Annotated in this window: 9 protein-coding genes; 6 read left to right on the forward strand and 3 right to left on the reverse strand. The window is 57.7% G+C overall.

Annotation, left to right across the window (positions count from 1 at the left end; all coding sequences use genetic code 11):
- The first annotated feature begins 61 nt into the window (after positions 1-61).
- From EQG79_RS18890 to EQG79_RS18905, 4 genes are all read left to right on the forward strand, one after another.
- A complete protein-coding gene (locus EQG79_RS18890) occupies positions 62-9,199 on the forward strand; it encodes an Ig-like domain-containing protein (RefSeq protein WP_165358926.1) in 9,138 nt (3,045 codons plus the stop codon).
- Positions 9,200-9,264: 65 nt separating this feature from the next.
- Positions 9,265-9,828, forward strand: coding sequence for a hypothetical protein (locus EQG79_RS18895; protein ID WP_236648582.1), 564 nt, complete (start codon positions 9,265-9,267; stop codon positions 9,826-9,828).
- A 103-nt stretch (positions 9,829-9,931) separates the two neighbouring features.
- Complete coding sequence (locus EQG79_RS18900) at positions 9,932-10,687, forward strand: hypothetical protein (protein ID WP_077919583.1); 756 nt, start codon at positions 9,932-9,934, stop codon at positions 10,685-10,687.
- 17 nt (positions 10,688-10,704) lie between these two features.
- Positions 10,705-11,544, forward strand: a complete 840-nt coding sequence (locus EQG79_RS18905) for a hypothetical protein (protein WP_129603200.1) — start codon at positions 10,705-10,707, stop codon at positions 11,542-11,544.
- A gap of 72 nt (positions 11,545-11,616) precedes the next feature.
- Here EQG79_RS18905 and EQG79_RS18910 read toward each other — a convergent pair whose 3' ends face one another.
- Positions 11,617-12,963, reverse strand: coding sequence for a Gfo/Idh/MocA family protein (locus EQG79_RS18910; RefSeq protein ID WP_077919627.1), 1,347 nt, complete (start codon positions 12,961-12,963; stop codon positions 11,617-11,619).
- A gap of 671 nt (positions 12,964-13,634) precedes the next feature.
- Here EQG79_RS18910 and EQG79_RS18915 point away from each other — a divergent pair.
- Positions 13,635-16,664 (forward strand): carboxypeptidase-like regulatory domain-containing protein, encoded by a 3,030-nt coding sequence (locus EQG79_RS18915; protein WP_129603202.1) that lies wholly within the window; start codon positions 13,635-13,637, stop codon positions 16,662-16,664.
- 65 nt (positions 16,665-16,729) lie between these two features.
- Here the strand turns inward: EQG79_RS18915 and EQG79_RS18920 are convergent, their stop codons facing one another.
- Positions 16,730-17,377 carry a hypothetical protein gene (locus EQG79_RS18920; RefSeq protein ID WP_077919580.1) on the reverse strand — a complete coding sequence of 216 codons (648 nt, stop codon included), beginning with the start codon at positions 17,375-17,377 and terminating at the stop codon, positions 16,730-16,732.
- A gap of 191 nt (positions 17,378-17,568) precedes the next feature.
- On the opposite strand from EQG79_RS18920, the gene EQG79_RS18925 reads away from it, so the two are divergent.
- Positions 17,569-18,981 (forward strand): APC family permease, encoded by a 1,413-nt coding sequence (locus EQG79_RS18925; protein ID WP_240699392.1) that lies wholly within the window; start codon positions 17,569-17,571, stop codon positions 18,979-18,981.
- 222 nt (positions 18,982-19,203) lie between these two features.
- On the opposite strand, the gene EQG79_RS18930 is transcribed toward EQG79_RS18925, so the two are convergent.
- Complete coding sequence (locus EQG79_RS18930; RefSeq protein WP_129603206.1) at positions 19,204-19,758, reverse strand: hypothetical protein; 555 nt, start codon at positions 19,756-19,758, stop codon at positions 19,204-19,206.
- Positions 19,759-19,784: the final 26 nt, after the last annotated feature.

A 19,784-nucleotide genomic window follows, 5' to 3' on the forward strand; every position in this document is an offset into this window, starting at 1 on the left:
TGACGAAAAAATGAAAAATAAATACAATATAAGTCGTTATCTCACGTGGGTCTTTTCACTGATGCTGATACTGGCTAGCCACTGGCTACAGGCCCAGCAGTCTACAAACACGGTGAAGTTTCGGGTAACTTATAACTCGACAACTCAGCGTTACACTGCCTGGGCAGTACCCGATTATTCGACCCCTAACGGGAATAACGGAGGGGCCAATGAGCTGGTGTCAACGGCTCAGTTTACCCTGAAAGTGCCCATAGGGTTCACGATAAGTAACATAACCGATGCGAGCGGTGCCCAGAGCTGGGAGAAAAGTCCGGCCAAGCTAGGCCAGGGTTTATCGCTGACGGCTACCAATGGCTCTGTGTTTACTCAGGATTATGCTCCAGCGGTGCTCGATCCCAATTATGCATACTACGTGATTGGTAAATCACCTACTGAATCGAATTTAGGGGCATTTGTGGCCGGTACACCCGTAGCGCTGTTTACGTTTACCGGCAATGGCTGTTTCGGACCAATTCAACCGTTACCGCCTGGCGATCCATTCATTCAGGCCGCTCTGGACGCATTTTCCTTTAACGTACCCAACAGTTTCTACTCTGCTTCGGGGCAACCTTCGGGTGGTAATCAGAACCCGCTTGAGCAGTATATCAGCAACACCGGAGCACCCGCCAACTGTAGTCCGATTCCGTTGGTAGTGCGCCCCGATATTGCCAATACAAATGCCAATACGCCGGTATCGGGTAATGTGTTAACCAACGATACCGATCCGAATAGTGGCACATTGACCGCGTCTTTGACAACACCACCCAGCGTGGGTACTGCCGTTATTTCGCCCAATGGAAGTTATACCTATACGCCCCCGGCTGGATTCACAGGCGTGGTCACGTTTTGCTACACCGCTACCAGTACGGCCGGAACCAGTGGGTCGTCCTGCGTGACTATCAACGTAAATCCATCGCCATCACCAAACGGCAACGATTCGCCCATTGCTAACAACGATGCTACTCAGACAACCGCTGGCAAGCCGGTTGTTATTGCCGTTCTGGCCAACGACACAGACCCCAACAGCGCGACAACGGTAAACGGGCAACTGAATTTGCCAACTATCCTTAGTCAGCCCTCGCAAGGAACCGCCGTACCTAACGCCGACGGTACCATTACATACACGCCCCCGGCCAACTTTACCGGTGTCGTCACGTTTCCGTACCAGGTGTGCGATAAAGCTTCTACACCGCTCTGTGCGACGGCCTTAGTGACGGTGAACGTACTGCCCACCCCGCCTGCCAATACAACCCTGGCACCGGTAGCGGTGGATGATGCGCTGCTGACGCAGGTCAATACCGCCAAAACGGGTACGGTTGCTACCAACGACAGTGATCCCAACAGCCCTCCACTTGCGCTAACCTACGCCACCGGACAACCGACAAACGGTACGGTGGTGATGAGCGCAAACGGAAGCTATACCTATACACCGGCCCCTGGTTATACAGGTGCTGACAGCTTTACCTATCTCGCCTGCAATACCGCCGGGCTTTGTGATAAGGCAACCGTTTCTGTACTGGTTCAGCAGCCAACCAACCAGGCGCCGATCGTCAATCCCGACGTAAACACGTTTATTCCGGGTAAGCCGACGGCAGGCAATGTGCTGACCAATGACAAAGACCCTGAAGGCACTCCTCTGACGGCCAGCACCATCGGTACGCCACCGGCCGGCTTCACGCTGAGCCCCGACGGTTCATACACCTACACGGCCCCGGCCAGCCAGACGGCGCCGGTGACCGTACCGATCCAGGTCTGCGACGCAGCCACGCCACCGGCCTGTACAACCAGCACGCTGACCTTGACGCCAGTGACTCAGCCTAACTCGGTGACCAACAACGCCCCGATTGCGCTCAACGATGCCACCCGCACCACGGCAGGTACGTCGACCACGGTAAACGTACTGGGTAACGACCGTGACCCTGACGGCAACGCGCTGACGAGTCTGACGGTGAGCCAGCCCGCCACGGGTACGGCCAGTGTGGTCAACGGGCAGGTGGTCTACACCCCGCCGGTGGGCTTCACGGGTGTGGTGAGCTTCCCCTACAGCGTGTGTGACAACGGCTCGCCGGTGTTGTGCACGACGGCTCTGGTGACGGTGAGTGTTGATCCAACTCAGCCAGCGGGTGTGACCAACGTGGCCCCGGTAGCGATCGATGATCAACTACTGACCACCAAAGGCACGTCGGCTACGGGTACGGTGGCTAGCAACGATTCTGATCCGAATGCAGGTCAGACGCTGAGCTTCGCCAAGCTGACCAACCCGACCAACGGGACGGTCGTGTTCAACGCCAACGGCAGCTACACGTATACGCCAGCGCCTGGCTTCACAGGCACGGATAACTTCACCTACAGTGTATGTGACAACGGTTCGCCGGTGTTGTGTACGACGGCTACGGCCTACATGACGGTGAACGATGTGGTCAATCAGGCCCCCGTTGTGACGCCCGACGTGAACACGTTCATTCCGGGCAAGCCGACGGCGGGCAACGTGCTGACCAACGACAAAGACCCTGAAGGTACCAAGCTGACAGCCAGCACCATTGGTACCCCACCGGCTGGTTTCACGCTGAGCCCCGACGGTTCCTACACCTACACGGCTCCGGCCAGCCAGACGGCTCCGGTGACCGTGCCGATCCAGGTCTGTGACGCAGCCACGCCACCGGCCTGTACAACCAGCACGCTGACGCTGACGCCAGTGACTCAGCCTAATTCGGTGACCAACAACGCCCCGATTGCCCTCAACGATGCCACCCGGACCACGGCGGGCACGTCAACGACGGTGAACGTGTTGGGCAACGACCGGGACCCCGACGGCAACGCGCTGACGAGTCTGACGGTGAGCCAGCCCGCCACGGGCACGGCCAGTGTGGTCAACGGGCAGGTGGTCTACACGCCACCAGTGGGCTTCACAGGTGTGGTGAGCTTCCCCTACAGCGTGTGTGACAACGGCTCGCCGGTGTTGTGCACCACGGCTCTGGTGACGGTGAGTGTTGATCCAACTCAGCCTTCGAGTCTGACCAACGTAGCCCCGGTAGCGATCGATGATCAGCTGCTGACCACCAAAGGCACGTCGGCTACGGGTACGGTGGCTAGCAACGATTCTGATCCCAACGCGGGCCAGACGCTGAGCTTCACCAAGCTGACCAACCCGGCCAACGGTACGGTGGTCTTCAACGCCAACGGCAGCTACACCTACACCCCGGCACCGGGTTATGTAGGCACCGACAACTTCACCTACAGTGTATGTGACAACGGTTCGCCGGTGTTGTGTACGACGGCCACGGCCTACATGACAGTGAACGATGTGGTCAACCAGGCCCCCGTTGTGACGCCCGACGTGAATACGTTCATTCCGGGTAAGCCGACAGCGGGTAACGTGCTGACCAACGACAAAGACCCTGAGGGCACCCCGCTGACAGCCTCGGTGATTGGCACCCCACCGGCCGGCTTGACGCTGAGTCCCAACGGCAGCTATACCTACACGGCTCCGGCCAGCCAGACGGCACCGGTGACCGTGCCGATCCAGGTCTGTGACGCAGCCACGCCACCGGCCTGTACAACCAGCACGCTGACGCTGACGCCAGTGACTCAGCCTAACTCGGTGACCAACAACGCCCCGATTGCCCTCAACGATGCCACCCGGACCACGGCGGGCACGTCAACGACGGTGAACGTGTTGGGCAACGACCGGGACCCTGACGGCCACGCGCTGACGAGTCTGACGGTGAGCCAGCCCGCCACGGGTACGGCCAGTGTAGTGAACGGGCAGGTGGTCTATACCCCGCCGGTGGGCTTCACGGGCGTGGTGAGCTTCCCCTACAGCGTGTGTGACAACGGCTCGCCGGTGTTGTGCACGACGGCTCTGGTAACGGTAACGGTGGATCCGGCTCAGCCCTCGAGTCTGACCAACGTGGCCCCGGTAGCGATCGATGATCAACTGCTGACCACCAAAGGCACGTCGGCTACGGGTACGGTGGCTAGCAACGATTCTGATCCGAATGCAGGTCAGACGCTGAGCTTCACCAAGCTGACCAACCCCAGCAACGGTACGGTGGTCTTCAACGCCAACGGCAGCTACACCTACACCCCGGCACCGGGTTATGTAGGTACGGACAACTTCACCTATCAGGTGTGCGATAACGGTTCGCCGGTGTTGTGTACCACGGCTACGGCCTACATGACGGTGAACGATGTGGTCAACCAGGCCCCCGTTGTGACGCCCGACGTGAACACGTTCATTCCGGGTAAGCCGACAGCGGGTAACGTGCTGACCAACGACAAAGACCCTGAGGGCACCCCGCTGACAGCCTCGGTGATTGGCACCCCACCGGCCGGCTTGACGCTGAGTCCCAACGGCAGCTATACCTACACGGCTCCGGCCAGCCAGACGGCGCCGGTAACCGTACCGATCCAGGTCTGCGACGCAGCCACGCCACCGGCCTGTACAACCAGTACGCTGACGCTGACGCCAGTGACTCAGCCTAATTCGGTGACCAACAACGCCCCGATTGCGCTCAACGATGCCACCCGCACGACGGCGGGCACGTCGACGACGGTGAATGTGCTGGGTAACGACCGGGACCCTGACGGCCACGCGCTGACGAGTCTGACGGTGAGCCAGCCCGCCACGGGTACGGCCAGTGTGGTCAACGGGCAGGTGGTCTACACCCCGCCGGTGGGCTTCACGGGTGTGGTGAGCTTCCCCTACAGCGTGTGTGACAACGGCTCGCCGGTGTTGTGCACGACGGCTCTGGTGACGGTGAGTGTTGATCCAACTCAGCCAGCGGGTGTGACCAACGTGGCCCCGGTAGCGATCGATGATCAACTGCTGACCACCAAAGGCACGTCGGCTACGGGTACGGTGGCTAGCAACGACTCTGATCCGAATGCAGGTCAGACACTGAGCTTCACTAAGCTGACCAACCCGACCAACGGCACGGTGGTCTTCAACGCCAACGGCAGCTACACCTACACCCCGGCACCGGGTTATGTAGGTACAGACAACTTTACTTATCAGGTGTGCGACAACGGCTCGCCGGTATTGTGCACGACGGCGACGGCCTACATGACCGTCAGCGAACCCGCCAACCAGGCGCCGATCGTAACGCCGGATATCGCCAACACCAAGCCGGGTACCCCCGTGTCGGGTAACGTGCTGACCAACGACCGAGACCCCCAGGGGCAGCCCATGACGGTGAGCCTGCTCAGCCAGCCCACCAGCGGGACGGTCGTGCTCAATCCGGACGGTACCTATACCTACACACCCCCCACGGGCTTCACCGGCACGACCAGCTTCTGCTACGCGGCTACCAACACGGCCGGCCTGAGCGCCAGCACCTGTGTGACGATCAACGTGGTGGCCGATCCTGATCCGGCCCCGGGCGTGAACAACAAGCCCATTGCCAACAACGACGCGACCCAGACCACGGCCGGCAGCAGCGTGACGGTGAACGTCGTGGCCAACGACACCGACCCGGATTCGGCAACCAGTCTCAACGGCCAGCTCAACCCCCCGACGATCCTGTCGCAGCCGACCACCGGCACGGCCAGCGTAGTGAACGGTCAGCTGGTGTACACCCCGCCGGTGGGCTTCACGGGAGTGGTGACGATTCCGTATTCGGTCTGTGACAAGGGCAGCAACCAGCCTTCGTGTGCCACGGCGCTGGTAACGGTGACGGTGCAGCCGACGGCCCCGATCAACACCACGCTGGCGCCGGTCGCGGTAGACGATGCGCTGGTGACGGCCAAAGACGCGTCGAAGACGGGCACGGTGGCTGCCAACGACTCGGATCCGCAGGGTCTGCCGCTGACTTACAGCAGCGGTCAGCCCACCAGTGGAACGGTGGTGATGAGCCCGACGGGCAGCTACACCTACACGCCGGCTGCGGGCTACACGGGTCCAGCCAGCTTCACCTACTCGGTCTGCAACAGCGCGGGCAAGTGTGATGTGGCTACCGTCAGTGTTCTCGTACAGCAGACAAGCTGTGTGCTGCCAACGCCAACATTTACGGATGTGAACGCATTTGATCCCACAACCTGCGGTGGTTCGGATGGTTATATTCTGATGACCAGCCTGCCGTTAAGCACCAGTGTGGTTATCAATTACCTGAAAGATGGTGTAGCACAGAGCTTCAGCGGAACCAGCGACGCCAACGGAACCCTGAAAATTCCGAATCTGGGCAAAGGAGTTTATAGCCAGTTCGCGTACCAGTCAGGTGCCTGCTCATCGGGCGTTTACAACGGTTCGGTGACGGTCGGAAACGGTCCTGCCTTACCGGCTCTGGTAGGCGGTCAGCTTAGCAAAACAAACCCAACGGCTTGCGGAACGTCGACCGGTAGCATCCTGATCAATGGCCTCACAGCCGGTCAGAGTTACACGATCAGCTACAGCAGAAACGGGGTGGCTATGCCGGACGTGGCAGCTCAGGCTAACTCAGGTGGTCAGATCAGCCTGAGCGGGTTGTCGGCGGGCTCATACAGTGGATTTACATACCGTGTTGTATCGGGTTGCCAGTCATCGCCAGCCTCGACAACGATAGTGCTGAATGATCCGACTGCTCCTGTGCTGCTGCCAGGCCAGATCGCAGCTACCAACCCAACCAGTTGCGGAACCAGTACCGGTAGCATCGCTATCAGTGGCCTGACTTCTTCGACCAGTTATACGGTGGTATACAGCAAAAATGGCGGAACGGCCCAAACGGTCGTGCTGACCAGCAACGCCAGTGGGGTTGCCTCACTGACTGGCCTCGGACAGGGTAGCTATCAGATCAGCAGCCTGGCTGTGAACAACTGTACATCGGCACAGAGCCTGTCGGCGGTTGTGCTGACCGATCCGGCCGCGCCCAACCTGACATCGAATATGCTGATTCCGGCTAATCCGACCAGTTGTGGAACGGCTACCGGTAGCTTCAGCCTGACCGGTCTGGTGGCGAATGCAACGTACACTCTCAGTTACCAGAAAAACGGCGCGGCAGCCCAAACGGTAACGCTGACGGCTAATGGTGCCGGGGTGGCCTCGCTGACGGGTCTGACGTCTGGTAATTACAGCAACTTTGTACTGACCAGCAGTCTGGGTTGCGCATCGACACCGCTGGCTGGACCGTTCAATCTGAGCGATCCGGCTCTGCCAACACCAACACAGGCAACGCTGACAGGTGTAAACGCCAGCTGCACGGGTAATGACGGCCGTTTGCTTCTGAGCAATGTGGCACCGAACCAGACCTTTGTATTCCAGTATCTGTTTAATGGCATATCGAAGGCAATGGTGGCAACCAGCAACGCCAGTGGTGTGCTGAGCATAACAGGACTGGCACCGGGAACCTATACCAACTTCTTCATTACGCAGGGCGTGTGTAAGTCAGGTGTGTATGCAGGCCCGATTGTGCTGATCGCTAACTGCCAGGCCCCGATCGTAACGCCGGATATCGCCAACACCAAGCCGGGTACCCCCGTGTCGGGTAACGTGCTGACCAACGACCGAGACCCCCAGGGGCAGCCCATGACGGTGAGCCTGCTCAGCCAGCCCACCAGCGGGACGGTCGTGCTCAATCCGGACGGTACCTATACCTACACACCCCCCACGGGCTTCACCGGCACGACCAGCTTCTGCTACGCGGCTACCAACACGGCCGGCCTGAGCGCCAGCACCTGTGTGACGATCAACGTGGTGGCCGATCCTGATCCGGCCCCGGGCGTGAACAACAAGCCCATTGCCAACAACGACGCGACCCAGACCACGGCCGGCAGCAGCGTGACGGTGAACGTCGTGGCCAACGACACCGACCCGGATTCGGCAACCAGTCTCAACGGCCAGCTCAACCCCCCGACGATCCTGTCGCAGCCGACCACCGGCACGGCCAGCGTAGTGAACGGTCAGCTGGTGTACACCCCGCCGGTGGGCTTCACGGGAGTGGTGACGATTCCGTATTCGGTCTGTGACAAGGGCAGCAACCAGCCTTCGTGTGCCACGGCGCTGGTAACGGTGACGGTGCAGCCGACGGCCCCGATCAACACCACGCTGGCGCCGGTCGCGGTAGACGATGCGCTGGTGACGGCCAAAGACGCGTCGAAGACGGGCACGGTGGCTGCCAACGACTCGGATCCGCAGGGTCTGCCGCTGACTTACAGCAGCGGTCAGCCCAGCAGCGGAACGGTGGTGATGAGTCCGACGGGCAGCTACACCTACACGCCGGCTGCGGGCTACACGGGTCCAGCCAGCTTCACCTACTCGGTCTGCAACAGCGCGGGCAAGTGTGATGTGGCTACCGTCAGTGTTCTCGTACAGGCACCCGCTACACCTGTCGTTGTCCTGAAGCTGAAAGTGCTGCTGCAGGGAGCACTGGTGGGCGGTACCGGTGGTCTGATGCGCGATGATCTGCGGAGCCGCGGCTTCCTGCCGACCCGCGAGCCGTATACGGCTATCACGGACGGACGCTTTACGCACGTCAACGGTGGTGGTGGCGAAACGATGCCAGCCAGCGTAACGGCGCAGAACGTCGGTTCTACGGATGCCGTTGTAGACTGGGTATTCGTCGAACTTCGCAACCCAAGCAACATGTCGGCCGTGGTCGCTACCCGTTCGGCATTGGTACAACGCGATGGTGATGTGGTACTCGCCAGCGATGGTGTATCGCCCCTCAGCTTCACCGGACTGACCGGTAGCAGCTTCTACGTGAGCGTGAAACATCGCAACCACCTGGGTGTCATGACGGCTACGGCTATACCACTTTCTTCTACTGGCACAATTGTTGATTTTACAACGAAGACTGGACCTGAGTTGTGGAACAAAACAGTAGGTGCGTTCAACTACGAAGGGTGGGAGCAAACAACATTAAGTGGTAAGCAGGCTATGTGGGCTGGTGACGCCAACCACAACGGTAAGGTGAAATATCAGGGTGTTGGTAACGACCTGATTACCATCTTCGCCGAGGTTGTTGCGGCACAGTCGCCATCAACCGACCCGCTGTACAACTACGACAACGCGTTTGGGTACTACTTCGGCGATGTGAACATGGACGGTAAGGTGAAATACCAGGGTACCAGCAATGATACCTCACTGATCCTTACCAACGTGATCACCAATTACCAGACCCAGAGTCCGGCCCAGATGAACAGCGCAGGGTTGTACAACTTCGACTTCATGCTGGAGCAGATTCCGTAACCATAATAACCGGGAGCGTAGCTGAACACTACGCTCCCTTTACCTCTCAATTTGTTGTTTTTATCATGAAAAAAGTTCTCCTCCTTGTCTGTCTGCTGGGCTCAGCACTGGCCGGAATGGCCCAGACGGTTGACTACACGCTGCGGTACAACATCCCGCAGGCCCGCTACGAAGTGTACGCCCGTCCCGACTTTACCCAGAGTCAGTTTAACTGGGGCAGTTCTCAGGTATCGGTGGTTACGCCGTCATCCTTGACGAATGCAGCCTTTACGATTACCAGTGTATCCGGTGGAAGCTGGTCTGATAACTCGCGGGTCTACGAAGTGGAGGGCTCCGACTTTCACGGTGTAGGCTCAGTAGGAGATAAGGTAGATCTGACATCGGGTGTTGAAACGCTGCTGTTCCATTTTACACTGCCCGGCGGTGTGTGTTTACCGGGTCTACGCCTGTATATCAATGGTAGTGATCCTGATTCAAGTGAGCCGGGTATGCGGGGGGGGGATTTCACCAACACGATGTATTCGGCTAACGACATTCTGGGTGAGAACAACCTGTATTTCGAGAATTATGCCAATACAGGTACACTCTGTACCAATTGTAATCTGACAGCACCTACCCTAAGCAAATAAATTCATGTGCAGGAAACGACTATATATCTGGCTGATAAGCCTTCTGGTCCTGCCGTTAGGGCAGCGCGTGGTGGCCTCCAGCTTACCAGCACATAGCAAGTCTGTGACTGTTGAGTGGGTCGCTGATTCAGACGCGGATGGGGTTGATGACGCCATCGATTTATGCCCGGGTACGCCCGCTAACACAGAGGTAAATGACTATGGCTGTCCCATCGATCTGCCCGGTTGCGACTATACCACCTCTACGGTAACGCTGGCCAGCACGGGGGGGAGCAGCGGCAGCGCGGTCAGCACACGCTATGTACTGGCTGATAACTCCGGTGTTATTCTACAGATCAACCCAACCGCCAGCTTTACAGGCCTGAGCGGAACCGCTACCTACATGGCGCTGGCCCTAACCTACGAAGGCGCTGTCAGTAACCTACAGGTAGGTAACTTGCTAAGTGATGTGTCAGCTTCGTGTATGGACTGGTCAAACGCGCTGGTGTTCAAAGCCTGTGTGCAGGCTCCGGTGACCTGCGACTACCAGATTGGACAAACCATCACGCTACGGGCCGCCGGAGGCAGCACCGGCCCTGGCACCAGGACCAGTTATGTACTGACCGATGCCACCGGAAAACTGGTCAAAGTGTCCAGCGCGCCTTCGTTCAGCACCGCAGACCTGACCGCTGGTACTTATATGGCTTACGCACTGACGTATACCGATGATAACAGCATTGCCAATCTGGTCGCTAACGGGACCAATACAATCAGTCAGGTAACCGCCAGCTGTCTGGCCAAGTCGCCCGCATTGTCGCTGACGATTTGTGGTTGCCCTACGGCTGTATGCGTGCCGCTGATTGTAAGTCGTGTACGATAAACTAGCTCCCCAAAAATATGAAGACAGTATATTCTTTGATAACGGGTATTGGGCTGATGGGGGCAATGGTGCCTGCCCTGGCCCAGCAGGTGCAGTTGCGACTGGCATTCAATACCGAATCGAATCGCTACGAAGTAATTGGCAAATCAGATTTTTCGGCGAAGAATTTCACCTGGGGCCCCTCGCAGGTATCGGTAGTTCTTCCCAGCGAGGTTGCTAATGAACCACTGTCGGTACTTAGCTCCAATGCCGGTGACTGGCGAGATAACTCGATGGTGTACAGCCCGGCAGCAGCAACCGGATACGACTTTCACGGACTCACCAGCGGGGGCGGAAAGGTTGACCTGGTGGCTGATCAGGAGTTCGTGCTGTTCGACTTTATGCTGAAGAGTGGCTATGTGGATAATGTCCGGTTGTTCGATAATGCCATGGACCCAACGTCGGCTGCGGCCGGTATGAAGGGGGGCGATTTTCGGAGCTATATGGCCGATCACCGGGGTAATGACTACCTGCGGGTCAACAGCCAGCTGGCCCCGTTGCTGGTAAAGAATACAACAGAAGGATTGGCACTGGATGCCGACGAGGCCGGTAAGTCGATCCGGGTGGTGGCCTATCCGAACCCAAGCACCATTGGTAAGTTCCGGTTGTACCTGAAGGGCTTCCCGCGCGACGAAGTAGTTCGGGTTGAGATGACCAGCCGCTCGGGTAAGCCTTTCCAGTCGTTCGATGAAAAAGTAGAGACGCTGGCCGGCCGCGAAATCAACGCGCCGACTACCGAAGACGCCTTTTTTATTGTGACCGTAAACCGCCCGGCTTTCCGGCAGCAGTTCAGCCAGAAGGTTCTGATCGGCGAATAAAGTATATACCTGCGAAAACGCCCGCTGCCGAAGTAATTCAGCAGCGGGCGTTTCTGTTTTTCGGCCATCAGCCTATACCGCAATCGTCTTACCCGGTACGGCAATGGGATAGACCCCATCTTTGTCGGGCAGGCTCTTCGGCATGGCGTCCCAGGCAAGCGTAGCCGGGAAGAGGTCGATCTGCGAGTTCAGCGCTTCGTCCCACTTCACGACCTTGCCCGAATAGGTAGCCATGCGACCCATGATAGCCGTCATCGTACTTTTAGCGCCGTTCTCGGCATCGGCAAATTTGTATTGTCCCTTAGCAATGGCATCGAACAGTTCGTCATGCTCGATCTGGTAGGGGTTGCCGTCGGCTTTGCTGTTGTGGACGTAGAGGGGGGCTCCTTTGTAGAGCAGCAGTGCGCTTTTCTGCCCAAACGTGTCGATCTTACCTTTGGTACCCAGGAATTTCTCGTCAACGATGCTGTAGGTGCCCTCGTAGTGGCGGCACTGGCTGTTGATGGTCGTGCCGTCGGCATAGGTGAAGTCGACGATGTGGTGGTCGAAGATTTCGCCGTAGTCCTTCCCGTTTCGGACCTGCCGACCGCCTGTTCCCTGACACGACACCGGATAGCCTTGCTTGACCCAGTTCGCTACATCGATGTTATGAATGTGCTGCTCGTTGATATGGTCGCCACAGAGCCAGTTGAAGTAATACCAGTTCCGCATCTGGTAGTCCATTTCGGTCTGATTCGGTTTACGCGGCTTCTGCCAGACGCCCCCGCTCACCCAATATACCTGTCCACCAACGATGTCGCCCAGCGCCCCGTCGTGAATACGCTTGATCATTTCGCGGTAAACGGGCTGGTAGTGGCGCTGTAGACCAACCACAACGTTTAGTTTTTTCTTTTTGGCCTCTTCTGCTGCGGCCAGCACTTTCCGAACGCCGGGCGCATCGGTTGCCACGGGCTTCTCCATGAATATGTGCTTGCCCTGCCGAACGGCTTCTTCGAAATGACTGGGCCGGAAACCCGGTGGCGTTGCCAGAATAACCACGTCGGCCAGCGCGATCGCCTGCTTGTAGGCATCGAAGCCGACAAACTTATGATCTTCGGGTACCTCTACCTTGGGAGAGCCATCGGCGGCTTTGGCACCCCGCTCCATAAGCGACTTATACGCATCGTCGATCCGATCACGATAGGCGTCGGCCATGGCCACAATTTTTACGTTCTGTTTAGTGCTCAGGGCCTGTTGAGCCGCACCGGTACCACGACCCCCGCAACCGATCAGGGCGATCTTGATGGTATCGTTTACTGAAAAATGGTAGCCCGGGCCTGCCGTAGCACCAAAAGGAAGGCTGCTTAACAGGGCTCCACCTGTCAGTAGCCCCGATGTTTTCAGGAAACCACGCCGGTCCTGGTTCGATTCGTTTATCATAGCAATTGGCTGGGAGAAAAAATCCTGATTTGAAAAGGCAACGGGTTGTGTATTATACTTTTCCGGCCGAAAGAACGCGGCTAAACCACAGGCGGCCAAACCCGGACCGCCGGGCTGTTACGTTTTCCGGCTGGTTTATCGCTGTCGCCAAGTGGGCCAACTACGCGTCCCGGTGGGCATACGGACTACGGTATGGACCATGGCGTGGACGCTGACCGCACGGATCCCGGTGAGGGGTGACGACTGTATAGACACAACAAAGATCACCTGATCATTTCAACGCGTATACACCAGGACGTTTACCACGTATAGATAACAGGGTAAGCGGGCGGGTGATGGTGAAACATAGGACAGATCAGTACCGGCTGGGGCGGGGTAACCACTTGAAAAAACACGGTTAAAGGTCTGGTCGCTCTATTGGCCAGATACACTACAGATTTATTATTAAGTTACTGTGTGCCAAAAACCATAAACAGTTTGACTCCAAAAATATGTAACCCTTAATAGACAAATTAGTGAATTAAATCCGATAAATGACGACAAACCGGTCAAAGCCGGGGAAAAAATTTATAAATGGCAAGAAAAATTAGTACTAAACTCAGGCTAATGTTTAATTTTATCCGCACAAACGAGCCAGTTATCTCATAACCCACGTCTATTTTATAAGTCCTATGAGCAAATTTATTGCCCACTCATTACTTGTGCTTTGGGTAGTCTGTTCAGCCAGTATTGCCGCCTTGGCGCAAGGCACGATCACTGGTAAAATAACAGATGATGCCCAGAAAGAACCGCTTGCTGGTATCAGCATTGCCGTTAAAGGAAAGGTGATCGGAACGATTACCGATACAAAAGGAAACTTCTCGCTGACCACCAACACCGAACGTCCGTTTGTCATTCAGGTCACCGGGGTTGGATTTCAGCCGCAGGAATTCACGATCAATGAGAGCCGGACCACCCTGAACATCCTGCTTAAAGAACAGGTGCTGTTGGGCCAGGAGGTCGTTGTATCGGCATCGCGGGTTGAGGAGAGCGTGTTGAAATCGCCGGTATCGGTCGAAAAAATGGATCTGCGGGCTATTCAGAGCACCCCCTCGGCAAACTTCTACGACGGTCTGTCTAACGTGAAAGGTGTCGATATCGCAACCCAGGGACTGTTGTTCAAGTCAATCAACATGCGCGGTTTTGGGGCAACGGGTAACCCGCGTACGGTGCAGATGATTGACGGAATGGATAACTCGGCCCCCGGTCTGAACTTCCCGGTCGACAATATTGCCGGTATCCCGGAGCAGGATATCGAAAGTGTCGAGATTTTGCCGGGTGCGGCATCGGCGCTCTACGGGCCAAACGCCATCCAGGGGCTGATTCTGCTGAACAGCAAAAGTCCGTTCCTGTACCAGGGCCTGAGCGCTAACGTGAAAACCGGAATCATGAGTGCCTCGAACCGCACCACGCAGAACACCGGCTTCTACGACGCGTCGATCCGCTACGCCAAAGCGTTTAACAACAAGCTGGCGTTCAAGGTAAACCTGGCCTACCTGAAAGCGCAGGACTGGCAGGCCAACAACTACACCAACCTGAACCCGCTCAACGGAGTAGAAGGCAATGCCGACCCGAACCGGGGCCCCGGAACGGCCATCAACTACGACGGTACAAACACCTACGGCGACGAGGCCCAGGCCAACCTGCGTTCGGTAGGACAGGCGCTGATCACGGCGCGGCTATTGCCAGCGGCTGCCCTCGGTCTGCTTCCCGACCGGAACGTGAGCCGTACGGGTTATCCGGAGGTGAATCTGGTCGACTACAACACCAAAAGTCTGAAAGTGAACGGTGCTGTTCATTACCGCCTTACCGATAAAGTAGAACTGATCGGGCAGGTGAACTACGGCTTCGGCACAACGGTCTACACGGGTAACGGCCGGTACTCGCTGCGTGATTTCAGCCTGGCGCAGGGTAAACTCGAACTGCGGGGCGACAACTTTACCCTGCGGGCCTATACCACGCAGGAGCGGTCGGGTAAGTCCTATACGGCCGGACTGGCCAGTATCTTCCTCAACGAAGCCTGGAAGCCAAGCTCAACCTGGTTTGGCCAGTACGTTGGCGCATACGTGCAGGCTCGTTCGGCGGGTCAGGCCGACGACGCGGCTCACCTGACGGCGCGGGGCGTGGCTGATCAGGGGCGGCCCATACCGGGCACCGATGCCTACAACACCCTTTACGAGCGGGTTCGCAACACGCCCATCAACCAGGGCGGTGGTGCTTTTCAGGATAAGTCGAACCTGTACCACGTGGAAGGCTTATACAACTTCAAGAACCAGATCAAATTTGCCGATGTGCTGATTGGGGGTAACCTGCGGCAGTATGAGCTGGGGTCGGAAGGAACCCTGTTTGCCGACAACGTAGAAGGCCGTACGGGCCGGATCGGCATTACGGAGTTTGGCGGGTTTGCGCAGGTCAGCAAATCGCTGTTCAGCGAGCACCTGAAACTGACCGGATCGCTGCGTTACGACAAGAACCAGAACTTTGCTGGCCAGTTTACGCCCCGCGTGTCGGCCGTGGCTACGTTCGGGGAGCATAACTTCCGGGTGTCGTACCAGACCGGTTTCCGGATTCCCACCACCCAGAACCAGTACATCGATCTGCTGGTGCCCAACGCCCGCCTGATTGGCGGTCTGCCCGAATTTTATACGCGCTACAACCTCCAGAACTCGTATACCCGGCCCGACGTAACGGCGGTAGGAGCCGCTATTCAGGCTACGGCTGCCAGTCAGGCAACTATAGCGCAAGCTGATGCGCTGATTACCCAGCAGGTAACGGCTCAGGTAACGGCCGGCGTACAGGCAGCCGTGGCCGCTGGTCAGATTCCGGCCAGTGCAGCCGCAACCGTTATCCAGCAGCAGGTACAGGCTGCTCTACCGGCTGCTCTTTCCGCCAACCGGACTACGGTTGTCCAGGGGCTGGCCGTCAATGCCAACATCGGAAACCTCAAGCCCTACCAGCGTAAAGAGTTCAAGCCCGAGCGCGTAGCGAACTACGAAATTGGCTACCGGGGCGTATTCAACAAACGGCTGTTTGTCGATGCTTACTACTACTACAGCGTATACACCAACTTCATTGGTAGTGTGATTTTGCTGCAACCGACGCGTTCTATTGCGCCGGGTCTGCTGCCGGAAGCGTCGGGGGTATTTAGTGGGGATACCCGCCGGGTGTTTTCGCTGCCAGCTAACAGCAGCGAAGATATCACCGCGTCTGGATGGGCACTTGGGCTGAACTACTCCCTGCCGAAAGGCTACGGCCTGACGGGTAACATCGCGAACAACACGCTCAATAACTTTACGCCCTCGCCCGAGTTGCAGACGGCCGCGTTCAATACGCCAAAATATCGCTGGAACGTTGGCTTCAACAAACGCCCGGTTGGTGGCTCGAACATCGGCTTTGCCGTAGCGTTCAAGCATCAGGATTCGTTTACCTGGGAAGGCTTTGCGCAGCCATCTGAAACCGGTATCCCGCTCTATACCAACACCATCGTGCCGGCTATCAGCAACCTCGACGCGCAGGTGAACTACAAAGTGCAGCGGATCAAGTCGATTGTGAAACTGGGCGCTACCAACCTGTTCGGCAAGCCGTACTTCCAGGCTTATGGTAACCCCTACGTTGGGTCGACCTATTACCTGAGCCTGACGTTCGACGAACTGCTCAACTAAGCTGTTCGATCACAATAGAAAAAGCCGCTTCTCAGTCCGGGAAGCGGCTTTTTCTATTGTAATGGCTACTGGTTTTTGCCGCCCTGTGGGTAGCTGTTGCCACCCGTTTTCTTACCCGCGGCAGCTCCGGCGGGGGTGCCGGGCTTGCCAGCGCCGGTGGGCTGTGGCCCGTTCGTGCTGACATTTTTATCGCTGGTTTTGGCTTCTTTCTGCACACCGGCGGTGGAGGTTGGCCGCTGCGAGCCACCCGTAGACCCCGAGGTCGACGCTGAGCTGCCTTTGGCACCACCGTAGGTAGGCGTGCCTCCGCTGGTTAGTCCACCGTCGGTAGCCGTGCCGTTTTTCGTGCTCTTGGCCGCTGTTGCCGAACTTCTCGATTTCGATTCGGCTACGCGCGTGCCCTTCGCTCCGCCCCCCGATGGTACACTGGCTGAGCCCTGTGAGGTACTACCCTGCGTATTGGTAGGTTGGTTGGGCGACAGGTTGGTATTGCCGTTGCGACTGACGCCGGATGCCATTTTGCCGCTGCCCCGACGCTCCAGGCCCTCAACAGGCGTTGCCTTTGCCGTAGTCGACTGACTGCTCTGTTTGGTGGCCCCGCCCTGTTGCGAAACAACACCGCCGTTGCTCGTTTTGGCCGACTTGCTTTGTGCCGCCGAGTCGAGGGCTATGCCTATAGCGAAGGCCGCGCTGAGAATGATTGCCTTTTTCATACCGATTGAGTTAGAACGAAACCGTAAATACCTGTTTCATTTAATTTAACCTTAGTCTATAGTATTTGTTCTATAATCAACAGGCTGCCTGGGGTCTGCTGAGGTACCGGCCTCGCCACCGGCGAACTTTTGGGGCGGGTTTAGCCGTTGGTCGATAGATATCCTTTTGTCTTCTTTTATCCGTTACCGGATTGATCGATTCTACGCCTTCTGAATCTTCTCGCCCCATACCCACTCCCGATTCGGGGGGGGCGCTGCCCCGGCAGCTGACGCTCGTACAGGGTACCGCGCTGAACATGATCGACATGGTTGGTATCGGGCCGTTTGTGGTGCTGCCGCTGGTCATAAAAACGCTGGGCGGTCCGCTGTTTTTGTGGGCCTGGGTATTGGGAGCGGTGGTTTCGCTGATCGATGCCTTTGTCTGGGCCGAGCTGGGAGCAGCCTTCCCGCAGGCGGGTGGGAGCTATAACTTCCTGAAGATTTCGTACGGCGAACGGCGCTGGGGGCGTCTGCTTTCGTTCCTGTACGTCTGGCAAACGCTCATTCAGGCTCCGTTGGTGGTGGCGTCCGGTGCCATCGGGTTTGCTCAGTACGCATCCTATCTGGTGCCGCTCAGCGAGTGGCAGCATCGGGTGGTGTCGGGGGGCGTCGTGCTGCTGATCATTGCGCTGCTGTACCGCAAGATCGACTCCGTAGGCCGGATCGGGCTGGTTATGTGGGGCGCTGTACTGCTCACCCTCGGCTGGATCATTGTGGGGGGGCTGACTCATATCCGGGTGCCGCTCAGCGAAACGTTCGGAGCGATGGGGTCGCTGAGTGGCGGACTGCTGGCGGCCGGACTGGGGCAGGCTTCGGTCAAAACCATCTACTGTTACCTTGGCTATTATAACATCTGTCACCTCGGCGGTGAGATCCAGCGCCCGGCCCGAAATATTCCGGCCAGTATGTTTATCTCGGTAGTGGGCATCGCTCTTCTGTATCTGCTCATGAACATCAGCGTGGTAAGCGTGGTGCCCTGGCGGCAGGCGCAGGAGAGTACCTTCATCGTGAGCACCTTCGTTGAAACGATTTACGGGTCAGGAGCGGCCCGGCTGGCTACGGTGCTGGTGTTGGTGGTGGCGTTTTCGTCGCTATTTGCCGTGCTGCTGGGGTATTCGCGGGTGCCCTACGCGGCCGCCGTCGATGGGCAGTTCTTCCGGATCTTCGCCCGGCTGCATCCTACGCGGCAGTTTCCGTACGTGTCGCTCTTGTTTCTGGGTGGGCTGGGTTTCGTATTTAGCCTGCTGTTCCGGCTGGGCGATGTCATTACGGCTATTCTGGCCATGCGTATCGTGGTGCAGTTCGTGGGACAGGCCGTGGGCTTGCTGCTGCTACACCGCAGGCGGGGACGCCGGGCCGCGGATTTTCCGTTTCGGATGCCGCTCTACCCGTTGCCGGTACTCCTGGCTATCGGCGTCTGGCTGTTTATTTTCTATTCAACCGGCTGGGCCTTCATGCGCTCGGGACTAATCGTTATGGCGTTGGGCGTAGTGGCCTTTCTGCTGTCGACGCGCTTCCGAAAGGAATGGCCATTCGCAAAAACAGACCTTCCTTCAGTGTCGTGATCATATCGTAGCACAACCTACGTTTACGCCGGTCAACGGCTGTGGCGGGCTACCTCTGTACCAACAACTAGGTCCCTGAACACGCCCCGCAAACGCAGTAGAGTTGTGTACGGCGTTCGGCTGAGTCGGGTAGATCAGGCGTATCAGTACGACGATCCGCACACTAGCGGATGGAGCATCCGAGCGTGCCGAATTTCCTACCCGTTCTGAGGCTGGTAATCGCTATTGCCGTTGCAAAACGGCCCGCTGAAACCCGTTGGCCGGATAGCCCGAAACCGACGAAGGAGCGGCCTGCCCTCTCGGCACTGGCCCACTGGCGGAGCTGCCGGGCAAGGGGCCGCTGGTCATCACCTCAAACGTAAGCGTGTTGGGACCGGTCAGCTCGTAGGCGGTTTGCAGGCGGTTGGTTGCCAGATCGAACTGGCAGAGCAGTCGATTCCCGAGCCGGTATTGGTTGATCCGAATCCCGTTTTTCTCATCGATAACGTACTGGCCGCGTTTGGCGTCTACCGTAATGAGCTCGTAGGCGCGGGTGTCGATCTGGTTTCCGGTGGTATAGGTAATGACAAAGCTGGCCCGATCGGCGTCTATGGGGCCAATGTCGAGCTGCATAGCCACGGTTTGGGCGGTGCCCTGGGCCGATCGGATGAGCAGCGGCCCGCGCCACTGACCGTACCACGATTGCGGAAAGTCCTGCGCCCCGGCTGAACCTGGAAACAAGAGCCATAGACCTATTCCAAATAGCGTGGCTGGCATCCAGACAAACAACGATTTCATAATCAATGGCGTTATCAGGACAGAAC

The sequence above is a fragment of the Spirosoma sordidisoli genome, assembly GCF_004138325.1.
GTDB classification, from domain to species: Bacteria; Bacteroidota; Bacteroidia; order Cytophagales; family Spirosomataceae; genus Spirosoma; species Spirosoma sordidisoli.